This window comes from Streptomyces sp. SA15 (assembly GCF_002291145.1).
In the GTDB taxonomy this organism is placed as follows: Bacteria; Actinomycetota; Actinomycetes; order Streptomycetales; family Streptomycetaceae; genus Streptomyces.
In genome coordinates, this window is sequence record NZ_NTGE01000096.1 from 74,980 (window position 1) to 93,159 (window position 18,180).

The 18,180-nt window shown below is 71.5% G+C and carries 11 protein-coding genes and 1 pseudogene; 6 read left to right on the top strand and 6 right to left on the bottom strand.

The window, feature by feature from the left end:
• Positions 1-139 precede the first annotated feature (139 nt).
• Together CLM62_RS19495 and CLM62_RS19500 are read right to left on the bottom strand one after the other, a co-directional pair.
• Positions 140-949: a TetR family transcriptional regulator gene (locus CLM62_RS19495; protein WP_179382151.1), complete on the bottom strand. Its 810-nt coding sequence runs from the start codon at positions 947-949 to the stop codon at positions 140-142.
• 184 nt (positions 950-1,133) lie between these two features.
• The gene (locus CLM62_RS19500; RefSeq protein WP_095751169.1) at positions 1,134-2,939 is read right to left on the bottom strand and encodes a 3-hydroxyacyl-CoA dehydrogenase family protein; all 1,806 of its coding nucleotides are present in this window, start codon (positions 2,937-2,939) and stop codon (positions 1,134-1,136) included.
• A gap of 393 nt (positions 2,940-3,332) precedes the next feature.
• On the opposite strand from CLM62_RS19500, the gene CLM62_RS19505 reads away from it, so the two are divergent.
• Positions 3,333-3,908 (top strand): adenylosuccinate lyase, encoded by a 576-nt coding sequence (locus tag CLM62_RS19505; protein ID WP_095751170.1) that lies wholly within the window; start codon positions 3,333-3,335, stop codon positions 3,906-3,908.
• 4 nt (positions 3,909-3,912) lie between these two features.
• On the opposite strand, the gene CLM62_RS19510 is transcribed toward CLM62_RS19505, so the two are convergent.
• The 3 genes from CLM62_RS19510 to CLM62_RS19520 form a co-directional block, all read right to left on the bottom strand.
• Complete coding sequence (locus tag CLM62_RS19510) at positions 3,913-4,413, bottom strand: N-acetyltransferase family protein (protein ID WP_373559164.1); 501 nt, start codon at positions 4,411-4,413, stop codon at positions 3,913-3,915.
• Between the two features lie 158 nt (positions 4,414-4,571).
• On the bottom strand, positions 4,572-6,149 hold the full coding sequence (locus CLM62_RS19515; protein ID WP_095751172.1) for an alpha/beta hydrolase: 1,578 nt from the start codon (positions 6,147-6,149) through the stop codon (positions 4,572-4,574).
• Positions 6,150-6,285: 136 nt separating this feature from the next.
• On the bottom strand, positions 6,286-7,323 hold the full coding sequence (locus tag CLM62_RS19520) for an Rv2578c family radical SAM protein (protein ID WP_095751173.1): 1,038 nt from the start codon (positions 7,321-7,323) through the stop codon (positions 6,286-6,288).
• Between the two features lie 170 nt (positions 7,324-7,493).
• Here CLM62_RS19520 and CLM62_RS19525 point away from each other — a divergent pair, with 170 nt between their 5' ends.
• The 5 genes and pseudogenes from CLM62_RS19525 to CLM62_RS19545 all read left to right on the top strand — a co-directional run bounded on the left by CLM62_RS19525 (position 7,494) and on the right by CLM62_RS19545 (position 15,564).
• Positions 7,494-7,937: an SRPBCC family protein gene (locus CLM62_RS19525; RefSeq protein ID WP_095751174.1), complete on the top strand. Its 444-nt coding sequence runs from the start codon at positions 7,494-7,496 to the stop codon at positions 7,935-7,937.
• Between the two features lie 151 nt (positions 7,938-8,088).
• A complete protein-coding gene (locus CLM62_RS19530; protein WP_095751175.1) occupies positions 8,089-10,491 on the top strand; it encodes an MFS transporter in 2,403 nt (800 codons plus the stop codon).
• A 613-nt stretch (positions 10,492-11,104) separates the two neighbouring features.
• Positions 11,105-13,586, top strand: a pseudogene (locus CLM62_RS19535) (SpoIIE family protein phosphatase).
• Positions 13,587-13,768: 182 nt separating this feature from the next.
• The gene (locus CLM62_RS19540; RefSeq protein ID WP_095751176.1) at positions 13,769-14,494 is read left to right on the top strand and encodes a class I SAM-dependent methyltransferase; all 726 of its coding nucleotides are present in this window, start codon (positions 13,769-13,771) and stop codon (positions 14,492-14,494) included.
• A gap of 122 nt (positions 14,495-14,616) precedes the next feature.
• Entirely contained in the window at positions 14,617-15,564 is a 948-nt protein-coding gene (locus CLM62_RS19545; RefSeq protein ID WP_095751202.1) for an SMP-30/gluconolactonase/LRE family protein, read from the top strand.
• Positions 15,565-15,625: 61 nt separating this feature from the next.
• On the opposite strand, the gene CLM62_RS19550 is transcribed toward CLM62_RS19545, so the two are convergent.
• Positions 15,626-18,172 carry an immunoglobulin I-set domain protein gene (locus CLM62_RS19550; RefSeq protein ID WP_095751177.1) on the bottom strand — a complete coding sequence of 849 codons (2,547 nt, stop codon included), beginning with the start codon at positions 18,170-18,172 and terminating at the stop codon, positions 15,626-15,628.
• Between the last annotated feature and the right edge of the window lie 8 nt (positions 18,173-18,180).

Below are 18,180 nucleotides of genomic sequence, written 5' to 3' on the forward strand. Positions count from 1 at the left end.
CCTGCTCTCAAATGAAATCTTTACGTAACAAATGAGCGATGATCGATCGAATGCCCTCTTCAGGAGAGGCGAAAAGGGCCCCTGACATGCCAAAACGGCCACCCGGTGGGGTGGCCGTCGTCACAGCGGAGAGGAGGGCTCAGCGGTCCTTGAGGGCCTGCTCGATGGTCCGCATGACCTCGTCGAGCGGGGCGTCGGTGCGGGCGACGGTCACCAGCACCTCCCCTTGCGCGGCAGCCGTCGCCGCAGCCGGTTTCGTGGACGTGGTCCGGCCGGCCATGATCCCCGTCTTGAACGTCTTCCGTACGATCGCGAAGGCGTGGTCCAGCTGTGCCTCGACGTCCCCCTGGCCGCCGGCCCGCAGCCAGCGCCGCAGGACGTGGTTGTGGGCGGTGACCACGGCGGACGCGGCGACCTCCGCCAGCAGCGGGTCGTCGTTGGCATCGTCGTCGTGCGCGTGCTCGTCGAAGTGGCCGAGCAGGTAGCGGGTGAAGAGGCGCTCGTAGCGGGCCACCGACGCTATCTCCGCCTCGCGCAGGGTGGGCACCTCGCGGGTGAGTTTGTAGCGGGCGACCGAGATCTCCGGCCGGGCCGCGTACATCCGCATGACTTCCTTGATGCCGCGGCACACCGTGTCGAGCGGGTGCTCGTGTGCGGGGGCGGCGTTGAGGACCGCCTCGGCCCGGATCAGCGTGTCGTCGTGGTCCGGGAAGATCGCTTCTTCCTTGGAGCGGAAGTGGCGGAAGAAGGTGCGGCGGGCGACCCCGGCCGCGGCCGCGATCTCGTCGACGGTGGTCGCCTCGTACCCCTTGGTCGCGAACAGCTCCATCGCCGCGGCCGCCAGTTCTCGGCGCATCTTGAGCCGTTGGGCGGCGGCGCGGCTGCCCGCGGCACTTTCCGGCGCGTCGGGCGTAGCTGGTGTACGTGAGGACTTGGCGGGCTGGGACATGAGGTGAACGTACTGCATGTGTGCAGCTTGATGCGCATGTCCCCGGGTTCCCCCGCCCTGAGGGGGCGGGGGATTGCCGGGACGGGCGGGTGGGGGCGAGCCGTGCCGGGAGGGCGGGGGTGGACCGGCCGGATCGAGCAGTCCACCCCACTCCTGTCCTGCTCCGAACCAGTCGCCGGGGCCCTCAGCGCCGGGCATGTTCGCGGAAGCCGCGGCCGGTCTTGCGGCCGAGGCAGCCCGCGGCCACCAGGTGCTCCAGGAGCGGCGCCGGAGCCAGGCCCGGGTCGCGGAACTCACGGTGCAGAACCTTCTCGATGGCGAGGGACACGTCGAGGCCGACGACGTCCAGGAGCTCGAAGGGGCCCATCGGGTAGCCGCCGCCCAGCTTCATCGCCGCGTCGATGTCGTCAAGAGACGCATAGTGTTCCTGCACCATCTTGATCGCGTTGTTGAGGTACGGGAAAAGCAACGCGTTGACGATGAAGCCGGCCCGGTCTCCGCAGTCGACCGCATGCTTCTTGATCTTGACGCAGACCTCGCGGACCGTGGAGTGGACGTCGTCCGCCGTCAACACCGTTCGGACCACCTCGACCAGCTTCATCGCCGGCGCCGGGTTGAAGAAGTGCATCCCGATCACGTCCTGCGGACGCGAGGTGGCACGCGCGCAGGCGACCACGGGCAGCGACGACGTCGTGGTGGCCAGCACCGCGCCCGGCTTGCACACCTTGTCCAGCGCCGCGAACAGCTGCCGCTTGACCTCCAGGTCCTCGGCGACGGCCTCCACGGCCAGGTCGACGTCGGCGAAGGCGTCGTACGAGGCCGCCGGAGTGATCCGGTCCAGGGTCTGCGCGGCGGCCTCGGCGGTCAGCCGGCCCTTGTCGACAGAGCGCGACAGGGACTTGCCGATCCGGGCCTTGGCGGTCTGTGCCTTCTCCTCGCTGCGGGCGGCGAGCACGACCTCGTACCCGGCCTTGGCGAACACCTCGGCGATGCCGGACGCCATGGTGCCCGAGCCGGCGACGCCGACCGAGCGCACCGGACGGCCCGGGGTGAGGTCGGTGCCCTCCAGCGGCGTCAGCGCGTCCCGCACGACGGTGGCGCTGCCCGGGGCCTCGTACGTGTAGAAGCCGCGGCCCGACTTGCGGCCGGTCAGGCCCGCCTCGCTGAGCTGCTTGAGGATCGGCGCGGGGGCGTGCAGGCGGTCGCCGGACTCGGCGTAAAGGGCGTCCAGGACCGTGCGCGCGGTGTCGACGCCGATCAGGTCGAGCAGGGCGAGGGGGCCCATCGGCAGCCCGCAGCCGAGCCGCATCGCGGCGTCGATGTCCTCGCGGGAGGCGTACTTGGCCTCGTACATCGCGGCCGCCTGGTTGAGGTAGCCGAACAGCAGCCCGTCGGCGACGAATCCGGGCCGGTCGCCGACCGCGACGGGCTCCTTGCCCAGCTCGATGGCGAGGTCGGTGACCGCGGCGACGGCCTGCGGCGCGGTCAGCACCGAGGAGACCACCTCGACCAGCCGCATCGCCGGGGCCGGGTTGAAGAAGTGCAGCCCGAGGACGCGCTCGGGGCGGGCCGAGTCGGCGGCCAGCCGCGTGACCGACAGGGCGTTGGTGCCGGTCGCCAGGATCGTCTCGGGCCGCACGATCCCGTCGAGTTCGCGGAAGATCTGCTGCTTGATCGAGTACGACTCCGGAGCGACCTCGATGACCAGGTCGGCGTCGGCCGCGGCTCGCAGATCGGTGGAGGTGCGGATCCGGGCGAGCGCGTCCGCGCGCTCCTGCTCGGTCAGACGCCCGCGCTCGACGGCGCGGGCCGTCGCGGCCTCCAGGGTGGCGACCGACTGGGCGGCGGCGGCCTGGCTGATGTCGATGCCGACGACCTCGCGGCCGGCCTTGGCCAGGACCTCGGCGATGCCGGTGCCCATGGTGCCGAGGCCGATGACGGCGACGGTCTTGAGCGGGGACAGAGGGGTGTCGGACAGGGGAGTGGCCATCGCGGGACTCCAGGTGAGGGTGACGACTGGGAGCGCGCCCGGGTGCGCCGGGTGAGGCCCGGCCGAAGCCGGACCGACGAGCGCACCGGGTGCGAGAGGAATGCGGGTGTTGTCGGGCTGCGAGCGCACACGCCCGGTGCCGTGGTGCCGGGCGCACACACGCCCGGAGAACGGCGGGAACCGACCGGCCCTGTCCCGGGGCCGAGCCGTACTGAGGTACGCGATGTACCGAACCGACTGCTCTCGCGGTGGCTGCGTCACCAGGCCACCACGAGCGGATCCACGAGTGGGTAACTCGCTCGTCTGAGCTTAACTCGCGGGTAACGAGCGCGCCACCCCCGGAGTTTGTGATGTAGGTCCCGAGGGGCGAACCGTCCGCATAATCTCGGTTTCATGGACGAAGAGTTGCGATCACTCACGGAGCGCTTACGGCAGGAGTCCGGGGCGTCGGCCGCGTACGACCGTCTGGTGGCGACGGAGGACCTCGACGAGCTGGCCGGAGTGCTCACCGAGCCCGGGCAGCCCTTGTGGGCCAGGGAACTGGCCGCCTTCCGGCTCGGCGTCGCGGGCGACCGGCGTGCCTTCGAGTCCCTCGTCCTGCTCCTCAACCACCGCGACCCGCCGCGCTGCGCCTGTGCCGCCCACGCCCTGGCCCGCCTCGGGGACCCGCGCACGGCCCGGGCGGCCGCCGCCTTGGCCACCAACGAACTGCGCGTCGCCTACGCCCTGCATCCGGTCCGGCTCCTGGTGGAACTGCGCGCCCCCGAGGCCGTACCGGCACTCATCACCACCCTTGAACGACGGCTGCGCCCGCACGACCCCCACCGCCGAGTGGCCCTCGCCTGCGTGGAGGGGCTCGGCACGCTGGGCGACGCCCGGGCCAGACCCGTACTGAACGAGGCCCTCGCGCACCCGGCGCTCGCCGAGGCGGCGGTGCACGCGCTGGCGCGGATCTCTGGGCAGCGGTGAGTCGTCAGTCCCCGAGCTTCTTGGCGTACCGCACTTCGGGGACGGCGACGCCGTCCACCTCGAAGGGTTCCTCGGAGCCGTCGGCGCGGAATCCCGCCCGCTCGTAGAACCGGCGGGCGCGGAGGTTGCCCTCCAGGACCCAGAGGAACATGTGTTCCTGCCCCGCGTCGGCGCATCGCCGTACCGACGCCTGGAGGAGCGCCTGCCCGATGCCGCCGCCGTACCGCCCCGGGTCCACGTAGAGCGCGTACAACTCGGCGTCGGCGGTGCGTACTTCGCCGTTCCGGTACGGCCCGTGGCACGCCCAGCCGACGATGTCGCCGGCTTCCTCGGCGACGAGGTTCGCCACGCTGTCATCTCCCCCGAGGAGGCGGGCGCGGTGCCGCGCGGCGTCCTCGGTCACGCTGAGTGCGTCGAGATACGGCTGCGGCATGAGGCCCACGTAGGCGCTCTGCCAGCCGCGGACGCGGATCTCGGCCACCCGCTCGCAGTCGGCGAGGATCATCTCCCGCACCACCACCCGCGGAACCGTCACCCGCCCACCACCGGGGCGACTCCGTCGGGGGCGGGAATCCTCGTCAGCTCACCCATGCGTCCATGGTGGACCATGGGACTGACAACGCCCCGGACGAAAGTCGCCCCCGACGGGACGTCAGGCCGGACTCAGCCGCGGAAGCCGATCAGCCCGTGCAGGGTCGAGCCACGCGACGACGTCGACGCGGCCTTCGAGTTCAGCGGCTCGGGATCGGGCAGCGCCTGGCACACCGCGTCGGCCTCGCCCACGCCGCGCGGCACCGAGCCGTCGGTGAGGTAGTCCGCCAGATACTTGTCCAGGCAGGTGTTCCCGCTCAGCGAGATGCCGTGGTTCCCGCCGCCCTGCTCGACCACCAGGCTGGAGCGGGCGAGCAGCCGGTGGACCGTCGCGCCGCCCTCGTACGGGGTGGCCGCGTCACCCGTCGCCTGGAACAGCAGCACCGGCGGCAGCTTGCCGTTGGCGACGTTCACCGGGTGCAGCGACCGAGTCGGCCAGAACGCGCACGGCGCGTTGTACCAGGCGTTGTTCCAGGTCATGAACGGCGCCTTCTCGTACACCGCCCAGTTGTCCTTGCGCCACTGGTTCCAGTCGCCCGGCCAGGAGGCGTCCCGGCACTGCACCGAGGTGTAGATGCTGTAGCTGTTGTCGCCCGCGGCGTCGACGGCGGCGAAGTTCTCGTACGCCTCGACCAGCGGGTCGGCGTTCTTGTCGTTCACATAGGCGGCGAACGCCTCGGCCAGGTAGGGCCAGTAGCCGTTGTAGTAGCCGCCGGGGAGGAAGGTGTCCTCCAGCTCGGAGGCGCCCACCTTGCCGCCGGCCGGCTTCTTGGTGAGGGACGCGCGCATCGCGTACCACTTGGCCTCGATCTTCTCCGGATCGGTGCCCAGCTTGTAGGTGGCGTCGTACTTCGCGATCCACGCCATCAGTGCCCGGTGGCGGTCGTCGAAGGCGTAGTCCTGGGCGAGGTTGTCGTCGTACCAGACACCGGTCGGGTCGACGACGGAGTCCAGGACCAGGCGCCGCACCCGGTGCGGGTAGAGCTTGCCGTAGACCGCGCCGAGATAGGTGCCGTACGAGTAACCGAAGTAGTTGATCTGCTGGGCGCCCAGTGCCCCGCGGATCGAGTCCATGTCCTTCACGGCGCTGATCGTGTTGATGTACGGCAGTACGCTCGCGTACTTCTTGCCGCAGGCGGCGGCGAAGGACTTGGCGCGCGAGAGGTTGGCCTTCTCGATCGCGGGGGTGCTCGGTACGGAGTCCGGGCGCTCCGCGTTGAAGTAGCCCGGCTCGCAGTTGAGCGCGGGCTTGCTCGCGCCCACCCCGCGCGGGTCGAAGCCGATCACGTCGTACTGCGCCGCGACCGCCTTGGGCAGCGAGGACGCGACATATCCGGCGAGCGTCAGACCACTGCCCCCGGGGCCGCCGGGGTTGACCAGCAGCGGGCCCTGGTACTTGTTCGCGGTGTGGGGGACGCGGGACAGTGCGAGCGTGATCTGCCGCCCGTGCGGGTTCGCGTAGTCGAGCGGCACTTCGAGGGACGCGCACTGGAGAGTCGGATAGTCGGCGGTGCCGCATTTCTTCCAGGTGAGTTTCGCGGCTCGAGCGGTTTCCACGGTCCGTGGAGCGCTCGCCTCGGCAGGCAGGGCGGTGACGGTCCCGGCCACGACGACGGCGGCACCGCACAGCGCGGCTGCGCGTTTTCTCATGGAGTCCTCCCAGGACGGAGGGGTTGCGGACCGCGAGGGTCACGGTCCACGCCGCATCGTCCCGGAAAGCACGCTCGGAAGAACGCGTTCTAGCAATACTTGACCCAATTGGGTCGCGGGATGCGCTCGAATGATCTCAGATAAGCGTAAGTTGGGTCGGTTCGGTCAGATCCGGATCAGCCGGCTCCGGCTCCCGGATGCGCCGCGGCATCCCCCCGTGGGCGGGTCCGATGCCGTACTCCTGGGCGAGCTCGTGGACCTGACGGGTGATCCGGCGCTGGTACCACTTCGGGGCGTAGGCGCCGGCCGCGTACAGCCGCTCGTAGCGGCGCACCAGATGCGGGTGCTCCCGGGTCAGCCAGGCCATGAACCACTCGCGGGCCCCGGGGCGCAGATGCAGCACCAGAGGCGTGACCGACGTGGCCCCGGAGGCGGCGATGGCCCGTACGGTGTCCCGCAGTTGGGCCGGATGGTCGCTGAGGAACGGGATGACCGGCGCCATCAGGACACCGCACCCGATGCCGTGCTCACCGAGGGTCCGCACGACCTCCAGGCGCCGCTCCGGCGCCGGCGTGCCCGGCTCGACGGTGCGCCACAGGTCGGAGTCGGTGAAGCCGACCGAGACCGAGATGCCGACGTCCGTCACCTCCGCCGCCTGCGTCAGCAGGTCGAGGTCGCGCAGGATCAGCGTGCCCTTCGTCAGGATCGAGAAGGGGTTGGCGTGGTCGCGCAGGGCGGAGAGGATGCCCGGCATCAGGCGGTAGCGGCCCTCGGCGCGCTGGTAGCAGTCGACGTTCGTGCCCATCGCTATGTGCTCGCCCTGCCAGCGGCGCGAGCCGAGCTGGCGGCGCAGCAGCTCCGGGGCGTTCACCTTGACCACGATCTGGGAGTCGAAGTCCAGGCCCGTGTCGAGGTCCAGGTAGCTGTGCGTCTTGCGGGCGAAGCAGTACACGCACGCGTGCGAGCAGCCCCGATAGGGGTTGACCGTCCATTCGAACGGCATGCGCGAGGCACCCGGCACCCGGTTGATGATCGAGCGGGCCCGCACCTCATGGAAGGTGATTCCGCGGAACTCGGGCGTGTCGAAGGTACGGGTGGTCACCGCGTCCGCGCCGAACAGCGCGGCGTCGGCCCGGCTGTGTTCGCCGGACTCTGTGAGGTTCTCCCAGCGCATGAGCCCTCCTCGGTTGCACTGCGCCACAGAATAGAACACATGTTCCCTTGATCGTGCGACCCGTATGTTCGATCACTGTGCGATCGCTTCCGGCCCCCCGATTTGGGCGGCCGGGGAGCGGGGTGGTTGGCTTGCCCCAAGCCCGAGAACTCAGGTCCTGGAGGAAGTCAATGGCGCAGGTCGAGGCCACTACGGAGCGGATCGTCGCGGCGGACGCGGAGAAGGTGTTCGACGCCCTCGCCGACTACACCGGCACGCGCGCGAACCTGTTGACGGAGCACTTCAGCGAGTACGAGGTGCGCGGGGGCGGCGACGGCGAGGGCACCCTCGTCCACTGGAAGCTCCAGGCCACCAGCAAGCGCATCCGCGACTGCCTCCTGGAGGTCAGCGAGCCCACCGACGGCGAGCTCGTCGAGAAGGACCGCAACTCCTCGATGGTCACCACCTGGCGGGTCACCCCGGCCGGCGAGGGCAAGTCCCGGGTCGTCGTCACCACCACCTGGCAGGGCGCCGGCGGCATCGGCGGCTTCTTCGAGAAGACCTTCGCGCCCAAGGGCCTGGGGCGGATCTACGACTCCGTGCTCGGCAAGCTGGCCACCGAGGTCGAGAAGTAGCCCAACCGGCCACCCTTCACCGTGTGTTGGCCCCCTCACCGGTTCGAGTGGATCTCCTCGCCGCCCGTCGGTACGCCGTAACTCGTCGCGCTTGCGCACAGTTGCCGCTTTACGCGGGAATTGTGCGGCAGCGCGACGAGGGGAGCGATACGTGGGCGGCATCACTCTGGTACAGGACGAACCGGCCACGGCATCCCCGCAGAGCCCCGCACCGCCGCCGGAGGCGAGCGCCGAACTCAGCCCGCGCCGGGTGCGATTGGTCTTCTTCGCACTGATGCTCGCGCTGCTGCTGGCGGCGCTGGAGCAGATGATCGTCGCCACCGCGCTGCCGAAGATCGTCGGTGAGCTGCACGGCCTGGACAAGATGTCCTGGGCGATCACCGCCTACCTCCTCACGGCCACGGTCGGACTGCCGATCTACGGCAAGCTGGGCGACCTCTACGGCCGCAAGGGCGTCTTCCAGTTCGCGATCGTCGTCTTCGTCGTCGGATCCGCCCTCGCGGGCCGGGCCGAGACCATGGACCAGCTGATCGCCTACCGCGCGGTGCAGGGCGTCGGCGCGGGCGGCCTGATGATCGGCGTGCAGGCGATCATCGCGGACATCGTGCCGCCCCGGGAGCGCGGCCGGTTCATGGGCCTCATCGGCGCCGCGTTCGGCCTCGCGTCGGTCGCCGGGCCCCTGCTCGGCGGCTACTTCACCGACCACCTGTCCTGGCGGTGGTGCTTCTACATCAACGTGCCCTTCGGCCTGATCACCCTGGCCGTCGTCGCCGTCGTACTGAAGCTGCCGAAGCCGACGGCGAAGCCTCGGCTCGACGTCCTCGGTGCGCTGCTGCTCGCCGCCGCCTCCACCTGCCTGGTGCTGGTGACCAGTTGGGGCGGCACCGAGTACGCCTGGGACTCGCGCGTCGTCCTGGGCCTCGGCGCGGGCGCGATGGCGGCCACCGTCCTGTTCCTCGTCGCGGAGCACTTCGCCGCCGAACCCCTCATCCCGCTGCGGCTGTTCAGGGACTCCGTCTTCAACGTCACCGGCCTGGTGGGCCTTGTGATCGGTGTCGCCCTGTTCGGCGCCGCCAGCTATCTGCCGACCTTCCTGCAGATGGTCGACGGGGCGTCCGCCACCGAGTCGGGCCTGCTGATGCTGCCGATGATGGCCGGCATCGTCGGCGCCTCGATCATCTCGGGCCAACTCATCAGCCACACCGGGCGCTACAAGATCCATCCGATCCTCGGCAGCCTCCTCGCCGTGGCCGGCATGTGGCTGCTGTCCCGCCTCGACGCCGACACGCCCCGACTGCACTACAGCATCTGGATGGCCGTCCTCGGCACGGGCATCGGCATGGTGATGCCGGTCCTCATCCTGGCCGTGCAGAACTCCGTGCGCCCCGCCGACCTCGGCACCGCCACCAGCGCCAACAACTACTTCCGGCAGATCGGCGGCAGCGTCGGAGCCGCGATCTTCGGCACCCTCTTCGCCGACCGGCTCGCCGACGCCCTGCACGAACGCCTCCCCCCGCGCGCGGGCGCACAGCTTCCCGACCCCGAGTCCATCACCCCGCAGCTCGTCCACGCGCTGCCCCCGGCGGTCCGTGACGGCTACATCCGGGCGTACGCCGACGCCATGCCGAGGATCTTCCTCTACCTCGTGCCGGTCCTCGTCCTCGGCCTGCTCATCGCTTTCTTCCTCAAGGAGAAACCCCTGGTGAACGCCGCAGGGTCGGACAACGCGCCCCCCGCCGAGCCGGAGGCCGCGCAGATGAACGCCCCCCTTCCACAGGCCCGTTCGTCGTACGCCACCGCAATCCCCGTCTGCGGCACGGTGCTGCACCCCGACGGGACCGTCGTACCCCGCGCGGCGCTCACCCTGATCGACGTCACCGGCCAGCAGGTCGGGCGGGGTGCGAGCGGCGAGGACGGGCGGTACGCGCTGGCCACGCCGGGCTCGGGGGCGTACGTCCTGATCGCCGCGGCGGGCGGCCACCAGCCGCAGGCGGTCTCCGTGACCGCCGGGGAGCGGCCCGTCGAGCTGGACGTCGTCCTCGGGGGCGCCGGCCGCCTCGCCGGGACCGTGCGCACCCCGGATGGCACCCCGGTGCGCGACGCCACCGTCACGCTCACCAACGCGCACGGCGAGGTCGTGGCCACCACCCGCACCGGCCCCGAGGGCGGCTACGTCATCACCGAGCTGGTGGCCGGCGAGTACACCCTCGCCGTCGGCGCGCACGCGTTCCGCCCGGCCGCGCTGCCCGTGACCGTGCAGGCCTCCCGGGAGACCCGCCAGGACGTCGAACTCGCGGGCGGCGCCTTGCTGGGCGGCACCGTGCGGGCGGGCGGCGGACGGCCGGTCGAGGACGCGCGCGTGACCCTGCTGGACGTGGCGGGCAACGTCGTGGACACCCTGACCACCGGCCCGGACGGAACCTTCCGGTTCGTCGACCTGGCCTCCGGCGAGTACACGGTCATCGCCGTCGGCTATCCGCCGGTCGCCACCATGCTGCAGGTGGCGGGCGGGGGACGCACGGAACGGGACCTCCAACTGGGACACGAGGACTGAGACGATCCGGCGGGCCCGGCCTACGAGGGTGAGCGTTCCCGCCGTACGAGCGTCAGCGGGCCCGGCCTACGAGGGTGAGCGTTCCCGCCGTACGAGCGTCAGCGGGCCCGGCCTACAAGCGTCAGCGTCCCCGCCCTACGAGTGTCAGTGTCCCCGCGCTACGAGGGCCGGCGTCCCCGCGCTACCAAGTCCGGCGCGCCGACCCATGAGTCCCGGCGTCCGCGCGCGACGAGTTTTGCCCGCGAGGGGTGCAGGGGACGCAGTCCCCGCCGGGGTTCAGGGGCGGAGCCCCGGCGGGGTGCAGGGGCGGAGCCCCGCGGGGGTCGAGGGGGCGGAGCCCCCTGGCGGGGTCGAAGGGGCGGAGCCCCTGGGGATGGGAAGGGTAGGGGCGGCGGGGGCGAGAAACCGCCCACGGGCACCCGCGCCCCGGCCCACACGCCCCCGCGCCCAGCCGCGAGCACGAGCTCCGGCGCGCGCCGCGTGTGAGTTCGTGCGCCGGTGCGATCCCCCTGAAAGCAATTCCCCCGTTGCCGCACATCGTGACCGACGGGCGCCGTACGGTGGTGGCGGCGGCACAGATCTTGCGGAGCCGTGGGGAGAGAGGGCCTGGGCCATGGACCGTGGCACCGAGAGGGACGCACCTCCCAGCCGCGGAGCTGGGGACGGCGCGGCGGGACACACCGCCGTCGGCCGTATCCCGCTGGCCGTGGTCGTGGTGGACCGTGACGGCCTGGTGTCCCACTGGAGCACAGGTGCGCGACGCCTGTTCGGTGCCGCCAAGGAGGAGGCGATCGGACGGCAGGCGGTCGATCTGCTGCCCGTCTCCGGAGCGCTGCCCGAGGAGGACACCGCGCCCTACGGGGCGGACGCGGCGTACGACGGCCTCGGACCCGATCTCGAGTCGTCCCTCGACGGAGGGCTGTCCTACCCGGCCGCGGGCCGCGCCCGCCTCACCGTACCCGGGAGCGACCGGGTCGACGTCCTGTGGTGGGCCTACCCTCTGGTGGGCCCCGGTCGGCAGCGGCTGCTGGTGCTGGCCGCCGACGCGGGCGGGCTGCGGCCGGACTACGCCGAAGAGGGCGCCGAGAACGTGGCGTTCGAGCGGATCGCACCCGGTTTCGCGCTGCACACCGACTTCCCCGGCGCCGACGAACTCGCCCGCCGGCTCCCCGAGATCCTGCCCAGCATGAGCGTCGACGAAGGCGCCCGCATCGTCGCGCAGATCCTCGAACTGGGCTACCCGGTCCTGGAGTTCAGCCAGAACGACCGAGTGCCCGTCACCCCCGACTGGGGCGTGCCCCGGCGCGCCGAGCGCAGGGCCCGCCGGGAACGGGCGGCGCTCGCGGTCGCGGCCGGTCAGCCCCTGCCGGAAGACCTCGCCGACGAGGGCGAGGACCTCGAGTACGCCGCCGTCCGCGAACGCCTGGAGTTCCTCAACGAGGTCAGCGGCCGCATCGGCACCTCCCTCGACCTGTCCCGGACGATCGTCGAGGTCAGCAAGGCCGTCGTGCCCCGCTTCACCGATGTCGCCGGCACCTATCTGCGCGAACAGGTCGTCGCCGGTGAGGGCTTCCCGGAGGGCGTGCCGGACACGACCACCATGTGGCACCGGGTCGCCGTCGAGCACACCGACGAACCCGGCCGCTGGGACGACGTCGTACCGGTCGGCGAAGCGATGCCGTTCCCGGCGCACACGCCGTTCTTCCAGTGCATGACCAGCGGCGAACCCGTCCTCGTGCCGCGTATCAGCGAGCAGATGGGTCACGCCATCGCCTCGCAGTTCGAGAAGCGGGACATCCGGCCCCTCATCACGGGCCGCTCCATGCTCGTCGTACCGCTCAAGGCACGCAATGTCGTCCTCGGCTTCATGATCCTGCTGCGGCACCCGGAGCGCGTCGAGTTCAACGACATGGACCGGGTCACCGGCGCCGAACTCGCCGCCCGCGCGGGCCTCGTGCTCGACAACGCGCGCATGTACACCTACCAGGAGAGCGTCGCCGAGACCCTCCAGGACAGCATGCTGCCGCACATCCCGCCGCGCATGGCGGGCTGCGACATCGCCACCCGCTATCTGCCCGGCACGCTCCTCGGGCGTGTGGGCGGCGACTGGTTCGACTCGGTGAAACTGCCCGGCGCCCGCACGGCCCTGGTCGTGGGCGACGTCATGGGTCACGGCCTCAACTCCGTCGCGATGATGGGCCAGTTGCGTACGGCCGTACAGACCATGGCCGCCCTCGACCTGCCGCCCGCCCAGCTGCTGCGCCACCTCGACGACCTCGCCCAGCGCCTCGGCGACACCTACCTAGCGACCTGTCTGTACGCCGTCTACGACCCGATCGCGAGCGAGCTCCACCTCGCCAACGCCGGTCACATCCCGCCCGTCCTGGTCCGCGCCCGGGACGGCCGCAGCGAGCTGCTCGACCTGCCGACGGGCGCGCCCATCGGCGTCGGCGGGGTGCCCTTCGAGGCGGTACGCGTGCGCGTGGAGCCCGGCGACCGGCTCGTCATGCACCGACGGACTGGTGGAGGTGCGCGGCGAGGACATCGGCGTAGGGCTCGCCACGCTGTGCGAGTCCGCCGCGCACCCGGCCGCGTCCATGGACGACGCCTGCGACACGATCATCCGCGCCCTCGCGGTGACATTTTCCAAAGCGGGCCGCGGCGGCCGCAAGGACGACGTGGCCCTGCTGATGGCCCGACTGGGCGGCATCGAGCCGGACGACGTGGCCGAATGGCGGCTCCGCCTCGATCCCGGGGAGGTCGGCCGGGCCCGCGCGGTGGTCCGCGAGCAGCTCCACGACTGGGGGCTGGCGAAGCTGGCGTACACCGCCGAGCTGCTGGTCAGCGAGCTCGTCACCAATGCCGTACGGCACTCCCACAGCCGCCCCGTCGACCTGCGCCTGGTGCGCGGCGACACCCTGCTGTGCGAGGTGGACGACGACGACCACGACCTGCCGACGCTGTTGAACGCCCGCTCCAGCGACGAGTCCGGGCGCGGCCTGCGCGTGGTCAGCACCCTCGCGCGCGAGTGGGGCACCAGCCGGACGAAGGCCGGCAAGACCGTCTGGTTCGAGCTGACGCTCCCACGGCGCTGACAGACCCCGTGGCGGCACAGCGCGCAGGAGGCGCACAAGGTGCGCGGGATGCACTACGGCGTACCTGCGTCGAACGCGCAGTGAAGGAATGCGCCGGGCGCTTGTCGCCGTGACCGGGGCGCGATACACCGTACTGGCCCGTCACTTGCGGCGGGCGGCCGTCGCACCCTGGGGAGTTGGTCATGAGCGTGACGAGTCGTTATCGGGAGGCCTGGGAGGGCTTCTGGCGTGAGGCTCCGGGCGAGCAGGGGGCCGTGCTCTGGGACGCGGAACCGATGCTGACCGCCGGTGCACACCTCGCCCTCTTCGAGCCCCATCTGGTCGACCACGGCCTGCCCATGGTGGACCTCGGCTGCGGCAACGGCACCCAGACGCGGTTCCTCGCGGACCGCTTCCCCCACGTCATCGGCGCCGACCTGTCCGCCGCGGCCCTCGACCACGCCCGGCGCGCCGACCCGGCGGGTCAGGCGACGTACCGGCTCCTGGACGCCGCCGAGACGGGCGAGGCCAAGACGCTGCACGCGGAACTCGGCGACGCCAACGTCTACATGCGAGGCGTCCTCCACCAGGCCGACCCCGACGACCGGCAGCCGCTGGCGGACGGGCTCGCGGCACTCGTCGGCGAGCGCGGGCGTGCCTTCCTCGTCGAACTCTCCGAGTCCGCCAAGCCCGTCCTGCTGGGCCTCGCCCAGAACCCGGCAGGCCCGCCGCCCAAGCTGGCGCCGATCTTCCGGCACGGCATCGCGCCGGGCGAGGTCGCCGACGACGCGGTCCCGCTGTATCTCCACGCGGCCGGGCTGACCGTCCTGGAGAGTGGTGAACTGCCGCTCACCACCACGGAGTACCGGCCCGACGGCACCCGGATCGAGCTGCCGTCGAAGTGGCTGGTGGTGGGGCGCACGGTGTGACGCCCGTGGCGTCGGGGTCGCAGGGAACTCTCCGGGACATCGGATCGTTGTCAACTCGCGGAATTGTCAACGCAGTTGTCGATGCAGTTGTCAACGAAACCGACATCATGGAGGGCCCCACCATGACCTCGACCCACCCCCGCCCGACCCGGCGTGCCGTGCTCGGCGGCACCGCGCTGGCCGCCCTGGCGGTGACGGTCGGCGCCGGTCAGGCGAGCGCGACCCCGAAGGCCACCTGGCCGACGGAATTCCCGCTCCCGAACGGCTGGCTCCCCGAGGGCATCGCCATCGGCGACAAGCCGTACGCCTACATGGGATCCCGTGCCAACGGCGCCATCTACCGCACCGACCTGCGCACCGGCGAGGGCAAGGTCCTCTTCGCCGGTGGCACCGGCCTGATCTCCGTCGGCCTGAAGGCCGACGACCGCGAGGGCCTTCTGTACGTCGCCGGGAACACCGGCGTCGGCCGCGTGCACGACTCCCGCACCGGCGAGCTCCTCGTCACCCACCAACTGAGCGAGGCCACCGGCCACTTCATCAACGATGTCGCTCTGGTCGGCGACCGCGCCTGGTTCACCGACTCGCGCGCCGCCGCCCTCTACGCCGTCCCGCGCGGCGGCAAGGACGGCGAGATACGCACCCTGCCGCTCACCGGCGACTGGGTGCAACTGCCCGACGTCAACAACGCCAACGGCATCGTCGGCACCCCCGACGGCCGCGGCCTGATCGTGGTCAAGAGCACGCCGGGCGAGCTCTACCACGTCGACCCCAGGACCGGTCACGCCACCAGGATCAAGCTGGTCGGACAGGACACTGTCGCCAACGGAGACGGCCTGTGGCGCATCGGCCGCACGCTGTACGTCGTACAGAACCGCCTCAACCTGATCAGCGTCTGGGACCTCGACAAGAAGGTCACCACCGCCACCCTGCGCAAGACGATCACCGACCCGCGCTTCGACGTGCCCACCACGGCCGCGCGCTTCGGTGACCGCCTCTACCTGGTCAACGCACGCTTCACGACCCCGCCCACGCCCGAGACGACGTACAACGCCGTCGCGGTCTCCCTCTGACCTCGGTCGAGAGGTGATGGGCCCTCCGGCGCCGGAGGGCCCATCACCGTAAAGGACGCCGTCAGCCCGCCGCACGGCCGCGGCGGTACGCCACCCAGCCCGCGCCCAGCAGCGCGGCCGCGAGCGCGGCGACGGACAGCACGGTGACGCCCGTGGAGGCGAGGCTGCCGCCCGCGGTCGACGTGCCGCCCGTGGTGCCGGTGCCGCCGGTCGTGGAGCCGGAGGTGCCGCCGCCTGTGGTGCCGGTACCGCCCGAGGTGCCGGAGCCGCCCGTACCGCCCGTGTCACCGGTGCCGGGGTCGGTGTCCACCGGGTCCTGGCCGACGAAGCCGACCGGGACCTTCACGTCCTGGGAGCGGTCGCCGGAGAGGGTGTGGTCGGCGCGCGTGGCGAGCACGCACGTCGCCTTGAAGCAGTCGGTGAACTCGTCCTTGGCGTCCACGGTGAGCTCGACCTCGAAGGAGCCGCCCTCGTCGTACGGGATCGCCAACTCCTCGCCGTAGTCCGGCGGGTTGGAGGAGATCCACGCGGAGGAGTGGGACCCGCCGGTCATGTCGACGCCGCCGATGCACGGTGTGGGCAGTTCGCCGGCGCCGTTGTCGACGCACAGGGCGACGTAGATGCCCTTGTCCTCGTCGTAGCCGGAGCCGGTGATCTTCAGGGTCTGGTCCTCGGTGGCCAGGTTGTTGACCGGGGTGACGGTGAGCTTCTGGCCCTCGGGGCCGGTGACCGTCTTGGTGCCGGACGGCGCGGTGTCGCCGCCGTCGCCCCCGTCACCGCCGCCGTTGTCGCCGCGGGCCTCGGTGACCGTGAGGGTGAGGGGCGAAGTGCGGGTCGTGCCTGCGGAGTTGGTGAACTCCGCGCGATATCGGTAGCCGTCCTGCGAGGCCTTCGCGGTGAAGGAGTACGCGTTCTTCGTCGCGCCCTCGACCGCGGACCAGGTCTGGCCGTCGTCCGGGCTGACCTGCCAGCGCACGGTGGGCTCCGGGGTGCCCTCCGCGGCGGCGACGAACGTCACCTCGTCGCCCGGGGAGACGGACTGGTCGGTGGGGGACTGGGTGACCTTGGGGGAGATACGGCGGTCGAACTTCACGACCTCGCTCTCCTCCTGGTTGGTGAGGTAGACGGAGGTGGCGCCCGGGGCCACGGCGAGGCCCGCGTAGGTGCCGGCGCGGCTGCCGGGCAGGGCGACGGGCTCGGCCGCCTGCTCGAAGGTGACGCTGTCGAACACCTGGAGGGAGCCGGTGTTGTCCGCGCCGTTGTCGGCGTTGCCGTAGTCCTCCCGGAGGACGAAGGCCTCGCCGGTGGTCTTGTCGAAGCCCGCCGCCGTGGGGCGGTCCTTGCCCTTCAGGGTGGTCAGCAGCTTGGCGTCCTTGTCGAAGACGAGCACGTCGTCCCCGCTGCCCACCCAGACGTTGCCGGTGGCCGGGTCCGGTTCGACGAAGAACACGGAGGCGTCGGGGAGTTCCGCCGTGGCCGTGACCTTGAAGGAGCCGGTGTCGACGCGCCGCAGCTGCCCGCCCGTGAGGCCGGTGGACCAGGCGGCGTCGTGGGCGGTGTCCACGCCGAGGTGGTAGCCGCCGTCGAGGGTGAGGGTCCGCTTGACGGCGCCCGTGGCCGTCTCGACCTCGGAGAGCGCGGGGCCCTGCGCCACCAGGACGCCGGCGGTGTCGGCGCCCGCGCCGATGTCGGTGACCTCGGTGCCGGTGAGCCAGACGCCCTTCGCGGCCGTGTCGCCGTCCTTGGCGGTGCCTATGCCGCGCAGCGGGTAGTGGAACACGACCCCGTCGCCGGGGAGCGGTGCGACGACACGGCGGACCACCCGGGCGGCCAGGGCGCCGGTGGAGCCGGGGGCCTGGGCGATGTGGCTGAGGACCTTGCCGTCCTTGGGGTCGAGGGCGTACAGGCCCTGCTCGGCCACGTCCGCGGTGTCGGGGATGTTGTCCGAACCGACGTACAGCTTCCCGGAGTCGGGGTGCAGCATGAGGTCCAGCGGCCGGCCCGCGGTGGTGAACTCGGCCGACCGCGCGTAACTGACGGTGCCCGCCGGTACGTCCACACCGTCGCCGCCGCCGTCACCGGGGTCCTGGCCCTCGAAGGCGATGGGGATGCGGACGTCCTGGGAGCGGTCGCCGGTGCCGTTGTGGTCGACGCGGGTGACGACCGAGCAGGTGACCTGGAGGCAGTCGAGGCCGCCGTCCTTGGCCTTGACCTCGAGCTCGACGTCGAAGGTGCCGCCGTCGCCCCACGGGATGGCGACGTCGCCGGCGCCTTCGTCCGGGGCGCCCTCGGGGATGATCCACTTCGACGCGCCGCTGGTTCCGCTCTGATCGGCACCGCCGAGGCAGGGGCTGGGGATGCGGTTGTCGCCGTTGTCCTTGCACACGGCGACGTAGATGCCCTTGGTGTCGTCGTAGCCGGAGCCGGTGACGCGGAGGGTCTCGCCGTCCGGGTCGAGGCGGGCAGAGGCGGAGACGGTCAGCTTCTGGCTGTCCTTGCCGAGCGCCGTCTTCGGCGTGTCGGCGGCCTGCGCGGTGGAGCCGACGGCAACGGAAGCGGTGACGAGCGCGGCGGCGCCGAGGAGCGCCGCCGGGCGTCTGCGATGCATGGAGAGTT

Coding starts and splice junctions, on each gene's coding strand:
- CLM62_RS19495 (WP_179382151.1), bottom strand. CDS start 949: ATGTCCCAGCCCGCCAAGTCCTCACGTACACCAGCTACGCCCGACGCG.
- CLM62_RS19500 (WP_095751169.1), bottom strand. CDS start 2,939: ATGGCCACTCCCCTGTCCGACACCCCTCTGTCCCCGCTCAAGACCGTC.
- CLM62_RS19505 (WP_095751170.1), top strand. CDS start 3,333: ATGGACGAAGAGTTGCGATCACTCACGGAGCGCTTACGGCAGGAGTCC.
- CLM62_RS19510 (WP_373559164.1), bottom strand. CDS start 4,413: ATGATCCTCGCCGACTGCGAGCGGGTGGCCGAGATCCGCGTCCGCGGC.
- CLM62_RS19515 (WP_095751172.1), bottom strand. CDS start 6,149: ATGAGAAAACGCGCAGCCGCGCTGTGCGGTGCCGCCGTCGTCGTGGCC.
- CLM62_RS19520 (WP_095751173.1), bottom strand. CDS start 7,323: ATGCGCTGGGAGAACCTCACAGAGTCCGGCGAACACAGCCGGGCCGAC.
- CLM62_RS19525 (WP_095751174.1), top strand. CDS start 7,494: ATGGCGCAGGTCGAGGCCACTACGGAGCGGATCGTCGCGGCGGACGCG.
- CLM62_RS19540 (WP_095751176.1), top strand. CDS start 13,769: ATGAGCGTGACGAGTCGTTATCGGGAGGCCTGGGAGGGCTTCTGGCGT.
- CLM62_RS19545 (WP_095751202.1), top strand. CDS start 14,617: ATGACCTCGACCCACCCCCGCCCGACCCGGCGTGCCGTGCTCGGCGGC.
- CLM62_RS19550 (WP_095751177.1), bottom strand. CDS start 18,172: ATGCATCGCAGACGCCCGGCGGCGCTCCTCGGCGCCGCCGCGCTCGTC.